An 18,830-nucleotide genomic window follows, 5' to 3' on the forward strand; every position below is an offset into this window, starting at 1 on the left:
TATGTAGGGATAAAATTAATAAGGTAATAAACGCAAAGCACATAGAAAGGACAATTTATGCTATTTGACATTTTAAAATCCAGGAGAAGCATTAGAAAGTTTCAAAATAAGGAAGTTGAAAAAGAAAAAATTAATGTGATTCTTAAAAGTGCCCTGCTGTCTCCGTCATCCCGGTCCATCAGACCCTGGCATTTTATCGCCGTCACCGATGCGGATCTGATCCGCCAGCTCTCTCTTTGCAGAGACCCTGGTTCTCAGTTTTTAGCAGGTGCTCCTTTGGCAATAGCAGTATTAGCGGATAAAGGTTCAAGTGACGTATGGATTGAGGATACGTCCATAGCGGCAGCGATTATTCAATTGACGGCACAGGATTTAGATCTTGGGTCGTGTTGGATTCAAGTAAGAGAGAGATTCCATACAGAACAGAAGACAGCAGGAGATTATATAAGAGAAGTACTGGAAATACCTGAGCAATATAGTGTTGAATGTATGATTGCCATTGGCTATCCTGCAGAGGAGAAAAAGCCATATGAAGAACGTACGCTGCCATATCAAAAGCTTCATTACAACAAATTTTAAATCTAATAAGATGGATATTGCCCCAAAAGACCTCTTGTCGTAGGATTAGAATACGACAGGAGGTTTTAGTCATGCCTGAAAGCTATATAATATTGGCCGCATACGCACAAAAACAGGCCTGATATTGATATTATTCGATCATATATGCACTTAGAATCTCTCCGTAATAAGCGGTATGAAAATCTTTGTTTGCACCGTGGAATGAACTGTCTACATCCTGCGGGTAAAATGCGTTTCTGTATTCTTCGGTAATTTCATGCTCATCTTGCTTTTGCTTATATACAACCCTGCACTCAAGCGTTAAAGGAAGTTCCTTAATACCAGGAACAGAAATGGTATTGGGTGTTTCAAGCGTCAGGTTAAGTTCTTTGATTTTATCAGTGGAATGACCGGATTTTGTCCCGCAAACCCCTAAGATTTTTTTGTCAAAATCGCCATATGGTATATTTATCGTGAACTCAGGATTTTTTTCCAGTTGAAATTTTGTAAAACGATTCTCTCTAACGAAAACAGTAAAGATCGGCCTTGACCATTCAATTCCCAGGGTACCCCAGGAAATTGTCATAGAATTCACTTTGTCATCAGCCTTTGTGGTTAACAAAACACCTGTTTTTAGTGCTTTCATAATCTCATTGGTATAATCAAATACTTCAATTTCTTTTTTCATTGTGTGATCCTCCTTGTCATTTTATAATTATTATATTATGATAGGATAATTATATTAGCAAGTATGCACTTTTAGGTTAGATACTATGAAAAAGGAGAGTTAGAATGGATCAACAAGAAGAGGTCTATTCCAAGCCATTTGAATATACATTGTCTTTAGTGGGGGAAAATGGAAAATGCATATTCTATTCTGGCTATGGCACCGTAAAGTGATGAGGTATAGTGAGATAAAAAAGGTTCTCAAAAATATCACCCATAAAATGCTCAGTAATCAATTAAAGGAACTTGAAGCTGATGGATTAATCATTCGGAAAGAATATCCACAGGTACCGCCTAAGGTAGAATACCAGCTGACGGATAAAGGGGAGTCCCTTATGCCGGTGCTAGACGCAATGTGTAAATGGGGACATCAGTTTGTGGAATAATATAATACGTAAAAACTATATGAACATATAAATCAGGACATACGACGGAGATTATAAATGAAAGATAATATTTTAATTTTAGAAGCCAAACAATCAAATCATGAGGAATTGCGAGAGTTATTTTTTACGGTACGTAAAGATACTTTTCACTGGATAGAACCAAAAGAGCTGAAATTGTCAGATTATGATGAAAGCACTAAAGATGAGCTAATATTGGCTGCATTTATAAATAATAAATTAGTTGGGTTTGTATCAATTTGGGTACCAGATAAATTTATTCATAATTTATTTGTACTTCAAGACTTTCAAGGCAAAGGTGTTGGAACAGCTCTTATTAATGAAGCCGCTAAAAGGGTAGGACTGCCATTAACTTTAAAATGTGTGAAAGAAAATACTAAGGCCTTCGATTACTATAAAGCGCATAATTGGAAAAATGAAAAAGAAGAAATGGGTAATGAGGGGTTATATTTTTTAATGAAGTATAGTAGTCCCTATAATGAGGAGTGAAAATCAGGAATTGGAAAAGTAAAAATAACAGATCGTAAATAATAGCGGGTCTGTGACATTTGCCATAGGCCCGCCTGTTTTGGTAATACACATCTTTTTAGTTACCTGCATACCCATTGATTTGCATATTTTTTTGTTGCTGTTGCCAATTCACCATTCACAATCGCATTAATATAATTGCAGTAACTACAACCAGCTTTCGGGGGCAGCGATACCAGTCTTGAACTTTTCTAGAAATAACCCCACATGATATCCGTCAGCCACAGCATGGTGAACGGTAATGGAAAGAGGCATGATTTTTTTTCCTTCTCTATCAAAAAATTGCCCTGCCTGTATTACCGGAAAGTAATTATTGATATCGGCATAAGGTACCGGTGTATAACTTGTAAACTTTATCCATGGCAGCATACCTATCATAAAGCTATTCTGGGGTGGATTATCAGGCTTTGCCAATATCCCATGGTTATCTGCATATTTTTTTTGATCTTCCATGTAATTATGATAGAAAGTCTCAAAATTGGGGTCATACTTCGTCCACATATTTGACATCGTCTTGTCGTCTTCATGGAAGCATGCATAAGAGGGATGTAAAACCTCATAATATCCCAGCTGATCATTTAAATTGGAGATACGAAACTCCTGCTGCTCAGCGATTAGTTTTGAAGCCAGATATAAATAAGCAGGGAAGAACTTTTTGTTTTGCTTTTTTATCATGTTAAAGGTGTTGGTGATGTCTACATCAACACTAATGGAAAAACCGGTAGGTAACATCTTAGTAAAATAATAAAAATATTGTTTCCTGTCCCAATTATCAAAATCAATAGGATGAAAGGCAGTATTTAATCGTAATTCTTTATCTGTTTTATTCAGCAGATCGGTTTTGGGTTTCCAATAACGTGATCCGTTTGGCTCACGGCATAATAAACCATTGTCAATCAGTTCCCGCCTGAGTATGAAATAATCCCCGAACGTATGCCAATCTTCACAGATGGAGTTTACTTCTTTTTCTGTATAATTGCGGTCTGATTCAAATTTTTCCGCCAGATAACAGAGCGTTGCAGCTCTGGTGGATTGCTTTTGTGGTAATTGCGTAATTTTACCTTGATCATCAAGAAATTTATCTATTTTAATTTTATCCAAATTCATTTTCTCCTTTTCAATTCATTTTCGTATCATCTATATTAAATGTAATGATCTCCCCACGAACTATTGTAACCCCTGATATTTGGTTTTTCAATAAACGCTCCGTAGAGTTCTTCCATCATTGCAATAGAAGTTGACAAGATAGTCTAATTAGACTAAGATAAAAATATATAGTCTAATCAGATCACATGACTATAGTACGATATTGAAAAAGAGGGTAAAAAAATGGTTAAATCATTTTTAATGTTAGGACAGTCTAATATGGCTGGTCGGGGATTTATTCACGAAGTATCCCCTATTTTTAATGAAAGGATACAGATGCTGCGCAATGGCAGATGGCAGATGATGACGGAACCCATCAACTATGACCGTCCTGTTTCGGGAATAAGCCTTGCAGCATCCTTTGCAGACGCATGGTGCCAGGTAAATGAGAAGGATACCATTGGATTGATTCCTTGTGCTGAGGGCGGAAGCACTCTTGATGAATGGGCTACCGATGAGGTGCTTTTTAAACATGCAGTGAATGAAGCTAAATTTGCAGTCCAGAATAGTGAGCTGACAGGAATTTTATGGCATCAGGGGGAAAGTGATAGTACCAATGGAAATTATAAAGTTTATTATAAAAAATTACTTTCAATCATTGAAACTCTTAGGAAAGAATTGAATTCTCCCAATATTCCTCTGATCATTGGCGGGTTAGGAGATTTCTTAGGTAAAGAAGGGTTTGGAAAAAGCTGCTCGGAATATAATTATATCAATCAAGAATTGCAGAAATTTGCCCTTGAGCAAGACAATTGTTACTTCGTTACCGCTGCAGGTTTAACTTCTAATCCAGATGGGATCCATATTAATGCAGTTTCCCAAAGAAAATTTGGTTTAAGATATTTTGAAGCGTTTGATAAAAGGCAGCATATAATGGAGCCATTAGTGAATGAAAATGAACTGATAAAACGTAACGACACCAGAACTCATACAAAAATTGAAAAGATCTATATCATAAGCAAGGATTTTGCATCAGGAAAAATGTCGTTTGAGGAATTCCAATCTCAACTCACACAAATCAGCAATGATTAACCTTTTAATGAAAAGGCTGTCAGTATGTTATAAGCAAAGGAGGTAACTCTTGATACCGCTATTAATATTAGGCTTATTGAAGCAAAATCCAGGTTCTTATGGTTACGAATTATTAGCTCTAATGGAAGAAAATCATTACAAATATATAGTGAACTTTACAAAAGGATCCTTTTATTACAATCTTCAACAATTAGAAGAAAAACAACTTATTAAAAAAGTGGAAGTTGACAAGAGCGACCGCACCAGGGAAACGCACAATTATATCATTACTGAATTGGGAAATAAAGAATTTGAGAAATTAATGTATCAGTATGGTTCGAAGACAGAGTATGTAAATTTATCATTTTATACAACCATGTTGTTTGCCAATGAATATAAAACAGAGGATTTTATTCAATTATTAAACATGCAAATCATGCAAACCAGAGAGAAGATTACTCTACTAGAAAAATCCCTTGAACAAGATGATAGGAATCCTGCCTATTTTAAACACATGTTGAATAATTCACTTGCTCACCATTTAGTAAATGTTGAATGGTTTGAAGGACTGTTAAATGAAATAAGATCCAAAGATGTATAAATGCAAGGGCTTTTTTATTTATAAATCAATTCCTTTATGATGTTGAAATAGAAACATATTTTCAGTATAATATTGTTAATACACCAATGGGTGGGAGGATAGGCCATGAAAAAAGAAGAGCAGGTCATAGCTGGTTTCTGGGACTTATTTAGCAAGAAGATCTGGCTTGATGGGTATAAGATGAAAGAGAGCCTTAAGGATTATAAGCCTTCTGAAATACATTGCATTGAATACATCGGAAAAAGTGAAGATTCCAACGTGACAAAGCTTGCAGAGACCTTTTATATGACCAGAAGCGGCATAAGTAAAATAACGAAAAAACTCATAGAAAAAGGCCTTATCGAAAGCTATCAGAGGCCTGATAACAAGAAAGAAATTTATTTTAAGCTTACGGAACAAGGGAAAGCAATTTACAAAGTCCACGAGGAACTGCACAAAGAGTTCCAAGAACGGGATAAGGCCGTATTTGATCATGTAACTGAGAAACAATTAGACAGCATGATTGGTTTTGCTGAAAAATATAATAAGCATTTGGATGCGGAAATAAAAAAACTAGGTGTAGATATTAAGACGGAATGCTATGATAAACTATAGTTATGTGAAACCACAGGCAGCCCGGCTCTATAGAGAGCGGGCTGCTTTTTTGTCACTATTATTGTTGACAAGGACCCAAAAAAGTGATAAAGTATGTTTCCGAGGACACAAAAGGTGCCGCGAAAGGAGAATAAATAATTATGCAAACGATAGCGATATTATCAAAAGATTTTATACTTGTTGCAATCGGTCAGGTCATTTCCTTGTTTGGTAATCAGATTTTAAGATATGCCCTACCTCTTTACTTGTTAAATCAAACGGGTTCGTCTGTTTTGTTTGGGACAATTCTGGCCTGCTCTTTTATTCCGATGCTATTCCTGTTTCCTGTAGGAGGAATCATTGCTGACCGTGTGAACAAGAGAAACATCATGGTGATTCTGGATTTTAGCACAGCATTACTTATTTCCCTGTTTTGTCTGATGGTAGGGAAAATAGATGTTGTTCCGCTTATGACAATAACAATGATAATCCTGTACGGTATACAGGGTGCATATCAGCCGGCAGTAAAGGCAAGCGTACCTGTTCTGGTAGATACAGAAAATATCATGCAGGCTAATTCCATTGTTGATTTAATAAGCTCACTGGCCGGTATGGTTGGGCCGGTTATTGGCGGTATATTATTTTCCATTGTTGGGTTAGTGCCGATTCTATATGTAAGTATCGGCTGCTTTTTCCTGGCTGCCGTAATGGAGATTTTTATTCATATTCCATTTGAAAAAAGGCAGGCAGAAGGAAATATAATCATTACCGGCTTCAACGACTTAAAAGAAAGTTTTGGTTTTATGTTTAAGGAGCAGCCGATTTTGTGGAAGCTGTCATTAATATTTGCTTCTATCAATCTTTTTTTGACTTCTCTGGTTTTAATAGGAGTTCCAGTTCTAATTACTCAGCGTTTGGGGTTTGCCCCTAATACTGCCAATCGGTTATATGGATTTGCGCAAGGTACCATCGCTGCCGGATGCATATTAGGTGGTCTGCTCGCCGGAGTATTTTCTAAGAAACTAAAATCAAAGACAAGTCCATTTCTCTTAATGGGATGTGCGCTTTCCATTCTTTTAGGAGGGGCTGCACTTCAGGTTCTAAAAGGGCCAATGGAGATTTATATTGTTTTGCTTATGGGGTGTTCTCTGATGTTGGTATTGTCAACATTATTCCAAATACAGGTAATGACATATCTTCAGATATTAACGCCAAAAGAATTAACAGGGAAAGTCATTTCCTGTGTTATGTGTATTTGCATGTGTACGAATCCTCTTGGACAGTTCCTCTATGGTATTGTGTTTGAAAAGATCGGAAGCAGTACATACCTTCCTTTTTATATGGCTGCCTTGATCATGTTAGGAATTAGTGTCTTTACCCGCCCCATGTTTTATGGAATGGATCAGAGTGGCCTTAACGGGCATCAATCTCACGGATGAGGTTGACCATTTCAATGGCTCCGACCGCACAGTCAAAGCCTTTGTTGCCGGCCTTGGTGCCGGCACGCTCAATGGCCTGCTCAATGTTTTCTGTGGTCAGCACACCAAACATAACAGGAATATCACTGCTTAAGGATATACTGGCAATGCCTTTGGACACCTCGTTGCACACATAATCGTAGTGAGATGTGCTGCCGCGAATGACTGCACCAAGGCAGATCACCGCATCATATTTCCCGCTTTTTGCCATTTTAGAGGTAATCAGCGGAATTTCAAAGGCTCCGGGAACCCATGCGATGTCTATGCTGTCATCACTGACCTCATGGCGCTTTAGTCCATCCAAGGCACCGCTTAGTAATTTTCCAGTTATAAATTCATTGAAACGTGCAGCAACAATGCCGATTTTAATATCCTTTGATACGAGTTTTCCTTCAAATGTTTTCATTCTAAGCTCTCCTTTAAAAAATATATTAATAATTCAAAATATGTCCCATCTTTTCCTGCTTGGTTTTTAGATAAAACAGATCATTAGCGTTAGCATCCATCTGGATGGGAATTCTCTCTGTAATCTCTATCCCAAAGCCGGAAAGCTGATAGACTTTGTCCGGGTTGTTTGTGAGCAGACGCAATGTTTTTACCCCAAGGTCACGCAGAATCTGCGCACCGATAAAATATTCCCGCATATCCCCATCAAAACCAAGGGCGAGATTTGCTTCCAGAGTATCCATACCCTTATCCTGAAGGGCATAGGCCCGCAGTTTATTGATCAATCCAATTCCGCGGCCTTCCTGGCGCATATATAGTAGAATTCCGCGGCCTTCCTTCTCTATTTGTGTCATTGCCGCAGCAAACTGCTGTCCGCAATCACAGCGCTCAGAGCCGAACGCGTCGCCGGTAAGGCACTCGGAATGAACACGGCATAAAAGATTTAGGCCATCACCGATCTCACCCTTTACTAGCGCCACATGATGCTCACCGTTTAGCTTATTGATGTACCCATAAACCTTGAAATCACCGTATTTTGTGGGAAGATCCGCGCAGGTAGCCTGTTCAACGAGTTTATCTTTTCTTTTGCGGTACTCCTGTAAGGCTTTTATGGTAATTATTTTTAGCCCCCACGTTTCTGCCAGTGTTATTAATTCCGGCGTGCGCATCATGGTTCCGTCCTCCCGCATGATCTCGCAGCACAGACCGCATTCCTTTAATCCGGCCAGCCGCATGAGATCCACCGTAGCTTCGGTATGTCCGTTACGCTCCAAAACGCCATTTTTTCTTGCAAGAAGAGGGAACATATGACCGGGCCGGCGGAAATCTTCCGGCCTTACGTTGTCCTCCACGCATTTCATGGCAGTAAGACTGCGTTCTGCTGCTGAAATTCCGGTGGTGGTACCGACATGATCGATGGATACAGTAAAGGCCGTTTCGTGGTTATCATTATTATCAGAGACCATCTGAGGGAGCTTCAGCTTTTTACATAACTCTGCGCTCATTGGCATGCAAATGAGACCTTTGCCATGGATTGCCATAAAATTCACATGGTCCGTGGTAGCAAATTCAGCGGCACAAATAAAATCTCCTTCGTTTTCCCGGTTTTCATCGTCTGTCACCAGAACAATTTTTCCTTGCCGCAGATCCTCCAGTGCTTCTTCTATGGTGTTAAATTGAACCATTTTAATTCCTCCTAAAATCCATATTTTGTAAGAAATTCGGCGGTGATATTATGTTTGGATTGCTGTATGCCCATCAGCCGTTCCACATATTTACCGATGCAGTCGTTCTCAAGATTGACCCTGTCGCCAACGCGTCTATGTGACAAAGTAGTTATTGATGCAGTATGGGGTATGATAGAAACGCGGAAGTAGTCTCTTCCTACGTTTGCAACGGTAAGACTGATTCCGTCTATCGCAACAGATCCCTTTTCAATGATATACCGCAGAATGCCAGGGGTGGTTTTGATCGTATACCAGACGGCATTATCGTCTTTTTCAATGGCAGAAACCGTTCCGGTACCATCAATATGGCCTGAAACAATATGCCCCCCAAATCTTCCGTTAGCCGGCATTGCACGTTCCAGATTGACAGGACTACCCGTTGGTAAACTTCCGAGAGAGGAGCGGTTAAAGGTTTCGTGCATAACATCGGCAGTAAATCCGCTCTGAGAAAATATTGTAACCGTGAGACACACGCCGTTGACAGCGATACTGTCCCCAATGCGGACCTCCTGCATGATTTTCTTTGCCTGAACAGAGATAGAAGAGGACTCTGCACCTTTGCGGACGGTTTGTATTCTGCCGATTTCTTCTATAATTCCTGTGAACACCTGATTACCTCGCTTTCCAATAAAAGATCCTCCTCCACCCATGAGATGACCGGCTTGCTTAGATGAAACGCCTGGTTCGGGCTGTCTACTCCAAGGCCCATTACCGGGGTTTTCCCGCTGCCTCCAAACAGCTTAGGGGCGATGTAGGTCTGTACTTTGTTGACGATTCCGCATTGCAGGGCAGACCAGTTTAAAGTACCGCCTCCTTCCAGTAATACACTGTCAATTTTTCTTTCGCCCAGAGCTTTCATAAGGCAGTTTAGATCAATATGCCCTTCCTTTTCAGGAAGTACCAAAATGTTACAGCCTGCTTCCAGATATGGCCGATGCTTGTCAAGATCCGTGTCTGCCGTAGCAAGGAGGGTAGCGGTCATGCCTGCTGTAGTAACAAGCTTTGCGCTTAGGGGCGTTTTAAGATGGGTGTCACAGATGATGCGGAGCGGGTTTCTACTGTTCTCCAGCCGGCTGGTCAGCAGCGGATCATCTGCAAGGACGGTGCCAACCCCTGTCATAATGGCAGAATAGCGGTGCCGGTCCTCATGAACACGATGCCGTGCCGCTTCACCGGTGATCCATTGGGATTTTCCAGTACGTGTCGCAATCTTCCCATCCAGAGTCATGGCGTACTTCATGATCACATAAGGTGTTTTGTTTTGGATGTAGTGAAAGAAGCTTTGGTTTAATGCGTCACATTCATCTTTTAAAATTCCTTTTGTGACTTCGATTCCACTGGAACACAACAGCTCAATGCCTTTCCCCCCTACCAGCGGGTTCGGGTCACAAGAGCCGATTACTACACGCCGGATACCACTTTCCAGGATCGCGTCGGTGCAGGGGGGTGTTTTTCCAGTATGGCAGCAAGGCTCCAGTGTCACATACATGGTTGCCCCCGCCGGCGATGTCTCGCAGCTGGCCAGGGCGTTGCGTTCCGCATGAAGGCCCCCGTACTTCTGGTGATATCCCTGACCAATCATCTTACCGTCCTTTACAATCACTGCCCCCACCATGGGATTTGGATTTGTCCAACCACATCCTTTCTTTGCAAGCTGTAAAGCTAATCGCATGTATTCTGTATCAGTCATACAACACCTCCAAAAAACAAAATGCCTTGAACAAAGTCGTTCAAGGCATATAAAAATCACGTGTACAGAAGGGTATATACTAAAATAAAAAAACTCTGGAACAAAAAACTAGTTCCAGAGCAAATTTACATATACACAGAGATACTGTGACTTATCATCTTCTTTTATCCAGACTATACTGTCGGCTTCGGAATTACACCGAATCATGCCTTGCGGCTCGTGGGCTTTACCACCGGTAGGGAATTGAACCCTGCCCTGAAGATATTATTCAATTAAAACTCATTATACTATGTGTTTTTCATTTGTCAACTAGAAATATATATGCTATTTTGCATTAAGTGCTTGAATAAGCCAAAAGCAGCAGTATGAAACCTATGGTATCAGTTCAAATATTATGTCGTTTAATGCAATATATACAATAATAAATAATAATTAAAACTCATTGACAACAAAATTCACAACTGCTATAATAGGTTTAACGTTAAATCAACAATACATAACATACTGCGATGCAAGTTTAACGTAAAACTACATAAAAGCATTTCAAAGGAAGGGGAAGATTTATGAAAAAAATGAAAAGGCTTGTCAGTATGCTTATGTGCTTACTGCTGGTCGCAACAACGTTAGTTGGATGCAAAAAAAACGAAACGTCTGCAGTGGCAGCATCTACAGAGGGAGCAGCAGCGGGGGCGCCTGTTGAGAAGTTCCAGATCAAGCTTGGTATCTGGCCTGAAGATACATTAACTGATGATGTTAAGCTTCATGAAGGATATGTAAAAACCTTCAATGCGGCTCACCCTAATGTAGAAGTGATTCCTGCATATTACAAATACGCAACGGATACGTTCGTATCCTTAGCAGAGTCAGGGAATCTGCCTACTATTTTTGATACTTGGTTTACAGAGCCCCAGAAGTTAATTAATGGAGGCTTTGTGGCTGATATTACAGATGAATTAAAAGCCAGGGGCTGGGATGCAGCAATGAATCCTTCTATCCGTGATATGCTTTCCAAAGACGGCAGGATCTATGGACTTCCCCGTGATGGATACGCACTTGGTCTGATGCTTAATGTTGAGCTTTTTGAAGAAGCCGGCTTAGTTGATGCAAACGGATATCCCCAGTATCCAAAGACTTGGGATGAACTAGCTAAAACAGCTAAGATAATCAAAGATAAGACTGGTCAGGCAGGTTTTTGCCTCTTAGCGAAAGATGGTGCAGGCGGGTGGCACTTCAGCAACATTGCCTGGGGATTTGGGGCAACATTTACACTTTTAAAAGACGGAAAATATGCTGCTAATGTAAATAGTCCTGAGGCGATTGCAGCTATGGAATATGTGAAATCGTTAAAATGGGATTATGACGTACTTACTGCTGATCCAACCAATGAAGACTGGGGGACTGGTTTCGGTGCGTTAGGAACCGGAACAGCTGCTATGTATATGGCTGCTAACGATGCCGTAAACCAGCCGACACAGGTTAACGGTCTTCCTGTTGATAAGTTATCGATCGTTCCCATTCCGGCAGGACCGAAAGGACAATACTCCTTATCTGGGGGTACACCTTATATGTTTTCAAAGGATGCAACACCGGAACAGATTAATGCTGCTCTTGATTACCTTGAGATTATGGGGAAAGCACCTGTTGCAACAGATGTAGCGATTGCCGGCATGAAAGCGGATGATCAGAACAAAGTTAATAACAATGTACCTGTAATTCCCCGTTTCCCCTGCTGGGTCGATCAGAAAGTTTTAGATGCGGAAACGGCAGTAACGGAAGAATATAGTAACGTTGATATGAAGCTTTACAACGACTACTTTAATATTATCAAAACGAATGGCAACTTAAGAGCCGAAGAGCCCGGTTCCGCACAGGATTTATATGCGGAACTCACAAAAGTTCTTCAGGCAGTCATCACAGATAAGAATGCGGATATTCCATCACTTATGAAAACAGCAAACGATAACTATCAGGAGATGTTAGACCAAAAAGTTAACAAATAAATATAGCAATCAGGCTGATGGGGATCTTTTGCAAGATGCCCATCAGCTTTGATAAGACATTAAAACATAAGGAGGGCAGATAACGTGGCTGAAATAAAACATAAACTGGCAAATAAGAAACCTTGGACGGGGCTAAAAAGAAGAGATCTGACGGGATGGTTTATCATGCTGCCTACAATCCTGTTATTTGCATTTTTTGTGTGGGAGCCATTGATTGAAAGTATCCGACTCTCTCTTTATACAGCGAAAGGAATTCGTCTTCAGGAGTTTGTGGGCCTTCAGAATTATGCGAAAGTTTTGAAACACCCGGACTTTCTTGCGGCGTTTTCCAATACATTTGTCTATATTTTATGGTCCTTGATCATCGGGTTCTTTGTACCTATCGTACTGGCAATTCTCATAACAGAAACAACGTGTTTAAAGAGCTTTTTCCGTGTTGGAATATATTTCCCTAATGTTATGCCGGGTCTTGCCATGGTTTTGATGTGGGGCTTCTTTTTCCGCCCCGGCAATACCGGTGTTTTAAACATTCTTTTGGATAAAATCGGGGCAGCACCGCAGATATGGCTTACTAATCCTAAGTGGACGATTCCTTTAATTGTAGCTGTGATGACCTGGAAAGGTGCCGGTTCTACTGCATTTATCTATATGGCAGGCATATCCAACATCAATCCTGAGCTTTATGAGGCAGCCACCATAGATGGTGCAGGAATTATAAACAGGATGCGTTATATTACCATTCCAAATATTTTTGCTCTTGGTAAGACATTACTGATTCTTCAAATTATTGCAGTCTTCCAGATTATTTATGAACCGCTTGTTATGACCAATGGCGGGCCTAATAATGCAAGTATTTCGATTATGCAATTGGTATATAATTACGCCTTCAGGGATTTTAATTATCCCATTGCGGCTGCATTATCCGTAATGATGAGCATTGTTTTAATTATTCTAAGCGGTTTGTATTTTAAATTCACCGCGTCAAAAGAAGATTAGGGGGGATTTGAATGTTATTTGACAGTTATAGAAAAAAAGAAGACGGAGTCGTCCGTTTTTATGACCTTCATTCCAAACGCACCAGAACTTTGCTTATCGTTATCTATTTGTTATGCATTGGCATAGTCATCGCTTCTTTGTTTCCTCTTTTATGGGTATTCTTAGCGAGCTTTAAGGATATTAAGGAGTTTAGAAGAAGCGCAACACTTCTGCCTTCCAATTTTGATTTTGGTACATATATAAAGACCTGGAATGATTTAAAGTTCGGTAAGTTTTATATAAACTCTTTTACTTCTGTGTTAGGCAGTGTTGTAAGTGCTGTTATTTTTAATGGTCTTATTGCTTATGTACTTGGCATTATAAAGCCAAAGGGACATAAAATCGTTTTCGGACTGGTTATGTGGAGTCTTTTGATTCCCGCCACAACCAGTGTTGTAGCTTTATTTGTCAACATTAACAGAATCGGATTGAATCAATCCTTTTTACCACTTTGGCTTTCATTTGGAGCCAATGCATTTTATGTAATATTGTTTAAACAGTTCTTTGAAAGTCTGCCCCAGGAATTAATTGAAGCAGCTAAGTTAGACGGATGCAGTTATTTAAAGACGTTTGCCAGAATCGTGCTTCCCCTGTCAAAGTCCATTGTTGTGGTAGTGGTTATCTTTGCAATTAATGCTGCCTGGTCTGATTTCCTTCTTCCCTATCTGGTTCTTAATGGTTCCGGTAAGGAAACGGTTATGGTAAGACTGTTTATGTTCCGCACTTCCAATGCAACGGACGTAGAGATATTAAGAGCGGTAGCATTCTCAATAATACCTCCTATCGTATTATTTACTTTATTCCAAAAACAAATAACAGAAGGTGCAGCAGCAGGAGCATTAAAGGGGTAGAATATGGCAAAATCAGCAGATTTTTATTATAAGGTACATCCGTGGAAAATTACCGAAGAGGGATTTAACAAGGACTATGCCTTGGTTTCTGAATCTATTTTTTCACTGGGTAATGAATACATGGGCACCAGAGGCAGTTTTGAGGAAGGGTATTCCGGCGACAGTCTTATGGGGTATTATTTTAACGGCATTTATGAAAGGACGCAGCTTGAAAAATCAAGTTACAAAGGTATTGTAGACGAAACAGAGTTCATTGTAAATTCTGCAGACTGGTTATACACCCGAATAGAAGCAGACGGAGAATTATTAGATTTAAACACGGTACAGTTTAAAGACTTCTACAGGGAATTAGATTTAAAAAGTGGCATTCTGACCAGATCCTATCTATGGATATTAACAAGCGGCAAGGAAATAAGACTTGAATTCATACGCTTCCTGTCTATGAAAGAAGCTGAGTCTGCAGCGCAGAAGATAATCATAACTCCTCTTAACTTTTCAGGAGAAATAACGCTTCATTCCGGCATTAATTTTACCGGGATTCATCAAATGACTGGACGCAATATGTGGAATGTCGTGTCTAAGTCAGCAGATGAAAATACAATCAGTATGCTTGGAACTACCATTGGTACAGATCAGTCTCTTTTCGTTAGCTGTAAATTCCTCTGCGATTATGTAAACAGGGAAGATGAACAGGAAGAGAAACGATACGTCAGAAAATTCACACTTTCTCTTGAAGAAAGTAAAGAATTGGAATTCACCAAGATTATCAGAAATATCAGCAGGAAGGGTACAACAGAGTCTGATAAGAAAGCTTTTAAAAAGAAATGTGAAGAGAATGCAGCAGTTTTAAATGCATTTACTTATAACAAATTGAAAGAGGATACACTTGCATGGTGGGATGCAGCCTGGCAGGAATCTGATATAGAGATAAAAGGAGATGAGCGGAACCAGCAGGGGATCAGATACTGTATCTTCCAGCTGCATCAGACGTATCACGGTGCGGATCAGGGAACGATCATCGGTGCGAAAGGATTAACAGGAGAAGCTTACAGCGGCAATACATTCTGGGATACAGAAGCGTACTGTCTGCCATTTTATATCTTTAACAATCCACAGGCAGCGAAGCATTTGCTGGAGTTCCGTTATCTGACTCTTTCAGAAGCCATGGACAGGGCGAAAGAACTTGACTGTGAAGGGGCCTTCTATCCTATTGCTACCATAACAGGAAGGGAATGCTGTTCTCTCTGGCAGCATGCAAGCCTTCAGCTGCAGGCATCCACAGCAGTCGCTTATGGTTACTGGCATTATGAGAATATTACAGGTGACAACGGATTTATTTTTGAAAAGGGTCTTCCGATTCTGATTGAGGTCAGCCGAATGCTGGCTTCCAGAGGGAATTGGAGCGGTGACGGTACCCGGTACGGATTCTATGGAGTCATGGGACCGGATGAGTTCCAGATGATGGTAAATAATAACTGCTATACCAATTATATGGGGAAGAAAACCCTGGAATATACTTTGAATGTATTAAAGAGATGCTCTGAAACGGCACCTGACATCTATGGTGCTGTCACTAAGGACAGGGACCTGACAGAGAAAGAAATTGAGAACTTTCGTAAGATAGCAGAAAATATGTACATTCCTTATGAGAAAGAAACAGGAATTTTTGAACAGCATGAGGGATATTTTAATCTTCCTCAGATTGACGTTGATAAAATACCTGTGGAAGAATTTCCTCTTTACCACCATTGGAGCTATGACAGGATATACCGCAATAACATGTTAAAGCAGCCGGATGTCTTAATGCTGATGCTTCTTTACAACAAAGATTTTACCAGGGATCAGTTGGAGAGTAACTATAACTACTATGAACCCAGATGTATCCATGAAAGCTCACTTTCCCCATCGGTCCACTCTATTTTGGCTTCTCAGCTTAAAAAAGAGGAGGAAGCATATAAATTCTTTGGTTTTGCAACCAGAATGGATCTTGATAATTATAACAGAAATACCGGGGAAGGACTGCATACTACTTCCATTGCAGCCGCTTGGATGAATATTGTATACGGATTCGGAGGAATGAGATCTGACGGGAAAGAATTGACCTTTGCTCCTTCTTTGCCGAAGCAGTGGGAAGGATACTCCTTTCGGGTGCATTTGAAAGGAGATATCTTATTCGTTGCCATTGACAAGGATCAAATGAGAATATCCTCTAAGAAAGGAAGCAGCATTAAGGTTCTGATTTATGAAAAAGAATATGCCATAGGTCAGGAAGAAGTGGTAATCCCTATAATCCGTTAGGTAATGAGCCGCCCTATGGCGGCTCATTCCATTAGATTTTATGCTGTTTAAGCGGCAGAATGAGAGGAATGATACATGATTAGCTGGAAGATCGAAGAGAATGGATATGATCCCCGGAAAGCAACGAATCTGGGAAATAAATTTCTAACCGGCAATGGTTATATGGGAATCAGGGGAACCCTGGAGGAGTACACAAAAGAACAGTTTCCCGCGATAAATCTTGCAGGTATTTATGATCGGGCAAATGGATGGAGAGAACCTTTAAATGCTCCCAATGGCCTATATACCAGACTTCTGGTCGAAGGGGAAGAATATAGCCTGCTAAAAAAGGAGTGGCTGTCCCATAAGATGAGTCTGAACTACAGACATGGACTATTTAGCCGTGAGACTATATTTCAGACGAAAAAAGGATGCATATCGTTACAGACGGAAAGATTTGCAAGTATGGAAGAAAAACACCTGATCGCCTTAATGGTAACGCTTACTCCTTCCTTTGACGGAGAGGCTGAGATTATAACAGGTATTGACGGTGATGTTTGGGATATTAACGGTCCCCATTATGACAGCATAGATACCGGTTCTTTGAATGAATGCCTGTATACATTTGGTACTACACACGAGAATCAGGATCATGTGGCCGTGATTGAGGCCATTGGGCTTCCTGAGAAGACAGATCAGATGGTCAGCAATGGTGACAGAAAAGTAATGCGGCGCATCAGTATCCCTTTAAAAGCCGGTGGGCAGTATAGATTTTATAAATACATAGCTGTTTATACCAGCAAAGACGGTGAGAACTATCAGTCAGAAGCAGAAAAGCTTTCACTGAAAGCAAAGGAAGCTGGATATGAAAAGCTGCTGTCAGACCATAAAAACAACTGGGAAGAGAAATGGAAGGTATCAGAAGTATCAATTGAAGGAGACGATGAGGCAATGGAAGCTCTTAACTATTCTCTTTACCATCTCCACAGCATTGCGCCAAGACACTCTGAAAGCCTGTCCATCGCAGCCAGAGGGCTATCAGGTCAGACCTATAAGGGAGCGGTATTCTGGGATACTGAGATGTTTATGCTGGATTTTTTCCTCTTTACAGAGCCACAAATAGCGAAAACGCTGTTAAAATACCGGATTGATACGCTGCCCGGTGCCCAAAAGAAAGCTGAAAGCTACGGGTTTGACGGTGCTTTTTACCCGTGGGAGAGTCAGGAGGGTGGATATGATGCCTGCTCTGATTACAATGTAACTGATGTATTTACCGGCCGTCCCATGAGAACTTATTTTAAGGATAAGCAGATCCATATATCGGCAGCAGTGGTTTACGGTATTATGCGTTATACCTTATTTACCGGAAAAAGAGATTTGCTGTCAGAGGGCGGGGCAGAAGTAATATTGGAATGTGCGAAGTTCTATTACAGCCTTTTGATCAAGAGAATCAAAGATGAGCGTTATGAACTTTGGGATGTAATCGGTCCAGATGAGTATCATGAGAGAGTAAACAATAATGCTTATACAAACCGAATGGCTAAGTATACCTTTGATGCAGCAGTTGAAGTTCTAATAGAAGAAATGAAAGAAGCAAATAAAGATTCATTACAGAAGAAAGAGCTGTTAGAGAGACTGCAGGATGCAGCAGAACATCTTTACATCCCAGCGCCCGACGAAAAATCCGGTATTATTGAACAGTTTGACGGCTACGAGCAACTGGAGGAAGTTTCAATCGCTGAGATTAAGGAAAGGCTTCTTCACGAAAAAGAATACTGGGGAGGAGCTTATGGCGTGGCATCCCATACCAAGATCATAAAGCAGGCGGATGTTGTAACCATGATCAATCTATTCTCCGACGAATATGATGCTGAAACACGTTATAAAAACTGGACTTATTATGAACCCAGGACGGAACACGGTTCTTCCTTAAGTGCCTGCATGTATTCCATGCTTGCCTGCAAATGCGGTATGGCGGATAAAGCCTATCCCTTCTTTATCAAGTCAGCCGGAGCAGATCTTGGAGACGGCGGAAAGCAATGGGCCGGACTTATCTATATCGGCGGCACCCATCCAGCAGCCAGCGGCGGAGCGTATATGACTGCAGTGGAAGGGTTTGCCGGTCTGCGGATCGAGGACGGAAAGCTAAAAGTATCCTCCCGGCTTCCGGCCGCCTGGATCAGATTAAGCTTTAAGGTTTATTATCTGGGAGATTTGTATCAGATTACTGTAACTAAGGATGAAGCGCAGGTAGAAAAAATCAGATAAAAATAAGGAGA

The 18,830-nt window shown here is 40.6% G+C and carries 18 protein-coding genes and 1 riboswitch; of the genes, 12 read left to right on the forward strand and 6 right to left on the reverse strand.

What is annotated here, in order from left to right:
• Positions 1-57 precede the first annotated feature (57 nt).
• On the forward strand, positions 58-579 hold the full coding sequence (locus BMW45_RS15990; protein WP_092245655.1) for a nitroreductase family protein: 522 nt from the start codon (positions 58-60) through the stop codon (positions 577-579).
• A gap of 130 nt (positions 580-709) precedes the next feature.
• On the opposite strand, the gene BMW45_RS15995 is transcribed toward BMW45_RS15990, so the two are convergent.
• Positions 710-1,246 (reverse strand): flavin reductase family protein, encoded by a 537-nt coding sequence (locus BMW45_RS15995; protein ID WP_025233940.1) that lies wholly within the window; start codon positions 1,244-1,246, stop codon positions 710-712.
• 211 nt (positions 1,247-1,457) lie between these two features.
• On the opposite strand from BMW45_RS15995, the gene BMW45_RS16000 reads away from it, so the two are divergent.
• Positions 1,458-1,670 (forward strand): winged helix-turn-helix transcriptional regulator, encoded by a 213-nt coding sequence (locus BMW45_RS16000; RefSeq protein ID WP_330390763.1) that lies wholly within the window; start codon positions 1,458-1,460, stop codon positions 1,668-1,670.
• 57 nt (positions 1,671-1,727) lie between these two features.
• Entirely contained in the window at positions 1,728-2,177 is a 450-nt protein-coding gene (locus tag BMW45_RS16005; protein WP_051515292.1) for a GNAT family N-acetyltransferase, read from the forward strand.
• Positions 2,178-2,363: 186 nt separating this feature from the next.
• Here the strand turns inward: BMW45_RS16005 and BMW45_RS16010 are convergent, their stop codons facing one another.
• Positions 2,364-3,317: a CatA-like O-acetyltransferase gene (locus BMW45_RS16010; RefSeq protein ID WP_242883064.1), complete on the reverse strand. Its 954-nt coding sequence runs from the start codon at positions 3,315-3,317 to the stop codon at positions 2,364-2,366.
• A gap of 228 nt (positions 3,318-3,545) precedes the next feature.
• Between BMW45_RS16010 and BMW45_RS16015 the strand changes: the two genes are divergently transcribed.
• From BMW45_RS16015 to BMW45_RS16030, 4 genes are all read left to right on the forward strand, one after another.
• A complete protein-coding gene (locus tag BMW45_RS16015; RefSeq protein ID WP_092245662.1) occupies positions 3,546-4,394 on the forward strand; it encodes a sialate O-acetylesterase in 849 nt (282 codons plus the stop codon).
• 49 nt (positions 4,395-4,443) lie between these two features.
• On the forward strand, positions 4,444-4,974 hold the full coding sequence (locus BMW45_RS16020) for a PadR family transcriptional regulator (RefSeq protein ID WP_092245666.1): 531 nt from the start codon (positions 4,444-4,446) through the stop codon (positions 4,972-4,974).
• A gap of 105 nt (positions 4,975-5,079) precedes the next feature.
• Positions 5,080-5,568: a MarR family winged helix-turn-helix transcriptional regulator gene (locus tag BMW45_RS16025; protein WP_025233934.1), complete on the forward strand. Its 489-nt coding sequence runs from the start codon at positions 5,080-5,082 to the stop codon at positions 5,566-5,568.
• 140 nt (positions 5,569-5,708) lie between these two features.
• Positions 5,709-6,986, forward strand: coding sequence for an MFS transporter (locus tag BMW45_RS16030; RefSeq protein ID WP_092245669.1), 1,278 nt, complete (start codon positions 5,709-5,711; stop codon positions 6,984-6,986).
• Here the strand turns inward: BMW45_RS16030 and ribH are convergent.
• Genes ribH through ribD form a run of 4 tightly spaced genes read right to left on the reverse strand, consistent with a single transcriptional unit; the run spans position 6,961 to position 10,388 of the window.
• Positions 6,961-7,431, reverse strand: coding sequence for a 6,7-dimethyl-8-ribityllumazine synthase (gene ribH, locus BMW45_RS16035; RefSeq protein WP_092245672.1), 471 nt, complete (start codon positions 7,429-7,431; stop codon positions 6,961-6,963). The genes BMW45_RS16030 and ribH overlap by 26 nt on opposite strands.
• A gap of 25 nt (positions 7,432-7,456) precedes the next feature.
• Positions 7,457-8,656 carry a bifunctional 3,4-dihydroxy-2-butanone-4-phosphate synthase/GTP cyclohydrolase II gene (locus tag BMW45_RS16040; protein WP_092245675.1) on the reverse strand — a complete coding sequence of 400 codons (1,200 nt, stop codon included), beginning with the start codon at positions 8,654-8,656 and terminating at the stop codon, positions 7,457-7,459.
• Positions 8,657-8,667: 11 nt separating this feature from the next.
• A complete protein-coding gene (locus BMW45_RS16045) occupies positions 8,668-9,306 on the reverse strand; it encodes a riboflavin synthase (protein ID WP_092245678.1) in 639 nt (212 codons plus the stop codon).
• On the reverse strand, positions 9,288-10,388 hold the full coding sequence (gene ribD / locus BMW45_RS16050; RefSeq protein WP_092245681.1) for a bifunctional diaminohydroxyphosphoribosylaminopyrimidine deaminase/5-amino-6-(5-phosphoribosylamino)uracil reductase RibD: 1,101 nt from the start codon (positions 10,386-10,388) through the stop codon (positions 9,288-9,290). Before ribD ends, BMW45_RS16045 begins: the two co-directional genes overlap by 19 nt.
• A gap of 152 nt (positions 10,389-10,540) precedes the next feature.
• Positions 10,541-10,655, reverse strand: a riboswitch (FMN riboswitch).
• Between the two features lie 296 nt (positions 10,656-10,951).
• On the opposite strand from ribD, the gene BMW45_RS16055 reads away from it, so the two are divergent.
• From BMW45_RS16055 to BMW45_RS16075, 5 genes are all read left to right on the forward strand, one after another.
• Positions 10,952-12,388, forward strand: coding sequence for an ABC transporter substrate-binding protein (locus BMW45_RS16055; RefSeq protein WP_242883066.1), 1,437 nt, complete (start codon positions 10,952-10,954; stop codon positions 12,386-12,388).
• 84 nt (positions 12,389-12,472) lie between these two features.
• On the forward strand, positions 12,473-13,384 hold the full coding sequence (locus BMW45_RS16060) for a carbohydrate ABC transporter permease (RefSeq protein WP_242883068.1): 912 nt from the start codon (positions 12,473-12,475) through the stop codon (positions 13,382-13,384).
• 11 nt (positions 13,385-13,395) lie between these two features.
• Positions 13,396-14,274, forward strand: coding sequence for a carbohydrate ABC transporter permease (locus BMW45_RS16065; protein WP_025233926.1), 879 nt, complete (start codon positions 13,396-13,398; stop codon positions 14,272-14,274).
• Positions 14,275-14,277: 3 nt separating this feature from the next.
• The gene (locus BMW45_RS16070) at positions 14,278-16,572 is read left to right on the forward strand and encodes a glycoside hydrolase family 65 protein (RefSeq protein ID WP_092245684.1); all 2,295 of its coding nucleotides are present in this window, start codon (positions 14,278-14,280) and stop codon (positions 16,570-16,572) included.
• Between the two features lie 75 nt (positions 16,573-16,647).
• Positions 16,648-18,819, forward strand: a complete 2,172-nt coding sequence (locus tag BMW45_RS16075) for a glycosyl hydrolase family 65 domain-containing protein (RefSeq protein WP_092245686.1) — start codon at positions 16,648-16,650, stop codon at positions 18,817-18,819.
• Positions 18,820-18,830 lie beyond the last annotated feature (11 nt).

This window comes from Lacrimispora sphenoides (assembly GCF_900105215.1).
GTDB lineage: Bacteria > Bacillota > Clostridia > Lachnospirales > Lachnospiraceae > Lacrimispora > Lacrimispora sphenoides_A.